This window comes from Amycolatopsis sp. NPDC059027 (genome assembly GCF_042739735.1).
In the GTDB taxonomy this organism is placed as follows: domain Bacteria; phylum Actinomycetota; class Actinomycetes; order Mycobacteriales; family Pseudonocardiaceae; genus Amycolatopsis.
Map to the genome: position 1 here is coordinate 1 of NZ_JBHYIK010000134.1, position 2,768 is coordinate 2,768.

The 2,768-nt window shown below is 71.8% G+C and carries 3 protein-coding genes; all 3 read right to left on the minus strand.

The features are described 5' to 3' along the window. Positions 1–111: 111 nt before the first annotated feature. The 3 genes from ACFWY9_RS43945 to serB are packed head-to-tail and all read right to left on the minus strand — an operon-like array spanning position 112 to position 2,582. Complete coding sequence (locus ACFWY9_RS43945; protein WP_378328639.1) at positions 112–516, minus strand: OsmC family protein; 405 nt, start codon at positions 514–516, stop codon at positions 112–114. Positions 517–552: 36 nt separating this feature from the next. After that, positions 553–1,332, minus strand: a complete 780-nt coding sequence (locus ACFWY9_RS43950; protein WP_378341684.1) for a peptidyl-tRNA hydrolase — start codon at positions 1,330–1,332, stop codon at positions 553–555. Between the two features lie 20 nt (positions 1,333–1,352). Then, positions 1,353–2,582 carry a phosphoserine phosphatase SerB gene (serB, locus tag ACFWY9_RS43955; protein WP_378341685.1) on the minus strand — a complete coding sequence of 410 codons (1,230 nt, stop codon included), beginning with the start codon at positions 2,580–2,582 and terminating at the stop codon, positions 1,353–1,355. Positions 2,583–2,768: the final 186 nt, after the last annotated feature.

Here is a 2,768-nt window from a genome sequence, read left to right on the forward strand (position 1 = left end):
ACAGCACGTCCGCGACACCACAACCTGACCATTACCCCACCCCGTCAACCCCACCCCACCAGCACAAACCAGGATGAAAAATCCCCATTGGGGCGTTTGAGGGCCGCTGGGTCAGGAAGCAGGGAAGGACTCCGTGACGGGGATGCCCTTCTTCAGCGTGCGGCTGACGGTGCACAGCCGCTCGATGGCGCGATCCACCGCACCCGCGAGCGCCTCGCGCTGATCGGCGTCAAGCGCCGAGACGTCCACGTCGAACGCGACGTGCACGGCGTCCAGTTCCCACGCGTCCTCACGGCGATCCGCGGTGACCCCGACGCGGAACTTCGAATCCTCGCCCACCCGCCGCGTGATCAGTTCCTCCGCCGTCACGGCCGCGCAGCCCGCGGCCGCGATCTGCAGCAGCTCCGCGGGCGAGAACACGCCCTCCTGCCCCTTGCGGCCTACCTTGACGTCGGCGCCCCGCTCGTTGCGCCCGACGAAGACGTGCTTGCCTTCGCGCTGTACTTCCAGTGCCACTTCGGTCTCCTCGCTCGCGTATGCGGCAGAACCCGCTCAACCGCGCGTTTGTTCCGGCGCCCACTGCGCGAGAACCGTGATCGTGCCGGGGTCCACCTCGGTGAATCCGGCGTCCCGCACCGCGATCACCCGATCGCGCCGCCAGCCCTCCGCCGGATCCTCGACCGGGCACAGTTCCTTCCAGCGCGCCACCGACGGCGTCCGCACCGACGTCCGGTACCGCTGCGCGGCCCAGCTCGCGAGGTCGGCCGGATCCAGCAACGCGGCCAAGATCATCGTCGCGTGGCCGACCTGCGCCGCGGCCTTCCCGACGGTCATCGGCACCTGCGGGTTCAGCAGCAACGACGGCACGCCGGCCAGGGCGGGTCCCGGCTCGTCCGGCGGCAGCTCGCTGCCCGAGATCTGCAGCCGTGAGACCTCCTTCGGGCTCTCGACGACCCTGCCGGGCACAAGTGCTCGCGCCTGGGCGCCGTCGATCTCGACGGTCACGCCGGGCAGCTCCTGCACGGCCTGCCAATGCGCGCCCCGCGCCCGCCGGGCGACCTTGCGGATGCGGTTGTCCAGCCAGTCGTGCACGGGCTCGGCCCATTCACCGCCGGGCGCCGAACGCTCGTCGAGACACACCGCGAGCGCCGCGGCCGCGGCGGCCTCCAGCAACGGCGTCCGGCCTGGACGCTCGGCGCGTTCGATGCGCAGGATCACCGGCATGGCCCGGACCTCGGCCGGGTCCTCCTCGGTGGTGTCCGCGGTGTCGGCGGCCGGGAGCCCGAGCCAGTACGCGTACCGCGCCGCCAGCGGCTCAAGCACGCTGTTCATGATTCGCTCGCGAGCGTCGCTCATGGCCGCGCGGGTTCGAGTCCGTCGGCGGCGTCGGCAGCCTCGACCTCGGCCCTGGTGACGCCGAGGACGAACAACACGGCGTCGAGGTACGGGTGCGACAGCGCGGTGTCGGCGACCTCTCGCAGCGCCGGCTTGGCGTTGAACGCCACACCCATGCCCGCCGCGGACAGCATGTCGATGTCGTTGGCGCCGTCCCCCACGGCGACGCACTGGCCGAGTGTGATCTCGTACTCCTCGGCGAACCGCCGCAACGCCCTCGCCTTGCCCGCGCGGTCCACGACCTCGCCGACGACCCGCCCGGTGAGCTTGCCGTCGACGACTTCCAGCTCATTGGCGGCGGCGAAGTCCAGGCCCAGGTCGTCCACCAGCCGGTCGATGACCCTGGTGAACCCGCCGGACACGACACCGCAGCGGAAGCCCATCCGCTTGAGCGTGCGCACGGTGGTCCGCGCGCCGGGCGTCAGCTCCAGCGAGTTCGCGACCTCGTCGAGCACCGACTCGGGCAGCCCTGCCAGCAGCGCGACCCGCCGCTCCAGCGATTCGGTGAAGTTCAGCTCGCCGCGCATCGCCGCTTCGGTGATCTCCCGGACCCGCGGCTCGACCCCGGCGTACGCGCCGAGCATCTCGATGACCTCGCCCTGGATCAGCGTCGAATCGACGTCGAACACGACGAGACGCTTCGCTCGCCGGGCGATCCCGGCCCGTTCGACCGCGACGTCGATCCCCGCCTGCGAAGCCGCGTCGGCCAGGACGGACCGAAGCTCGGCGTCGGCGACCTCGCTGTCCTCGGCGACCGAGACGTACAGTTCCAGCCCGGTCACCGGGTAGTCGGCGACGCTGCGGATGGTGTCGATGTTCGCCCCGACCGAGGCGAGCCGCCGCGCCACCTCGGAGAACGCGCGCGCGGTGACCGGACGGCCCAGCACCACCAGCACGTGCGAGGAGTCCCGGCGCCCCAGCGCGAACGGGTCCTCGCCGATCGCCGAACCGATCCGGACGTCGACCTGCATCCCGACCGATGCCATCGCCTGCTCGACGGACTCCTGCAGGCCCTCCGGATCGCGGTACACCCCGGCGAGCACCCCGAGCACGAGCTGGCCGCGGATGACGACCTGTTCGACGTCGAGCACGTCGACGTCGTGCCGGGTGAGCACGGCGAACAGCACCGACGAAACGCCGGGCTTGTCGGGACCGGTCGTCGTGATCAGGACGGGTGTCTGGGTCACGGGAGTCTTCCTCGCTGGGGGCGGTGATCTCGGCGGGTCCAGTCTGGCGTCCCGGACCGCACATGAAAAAGGGGGGGGGGGGGGGGGCGCGGGGGGGGGCGGGGCCGCGCCCGGGTGCGCGCGGTGGGGGGGTGCTCTCTGGGGGGGTGGGTGTTTTTGGGGTGGGGGGGGGGGGGCGCGTGTGGC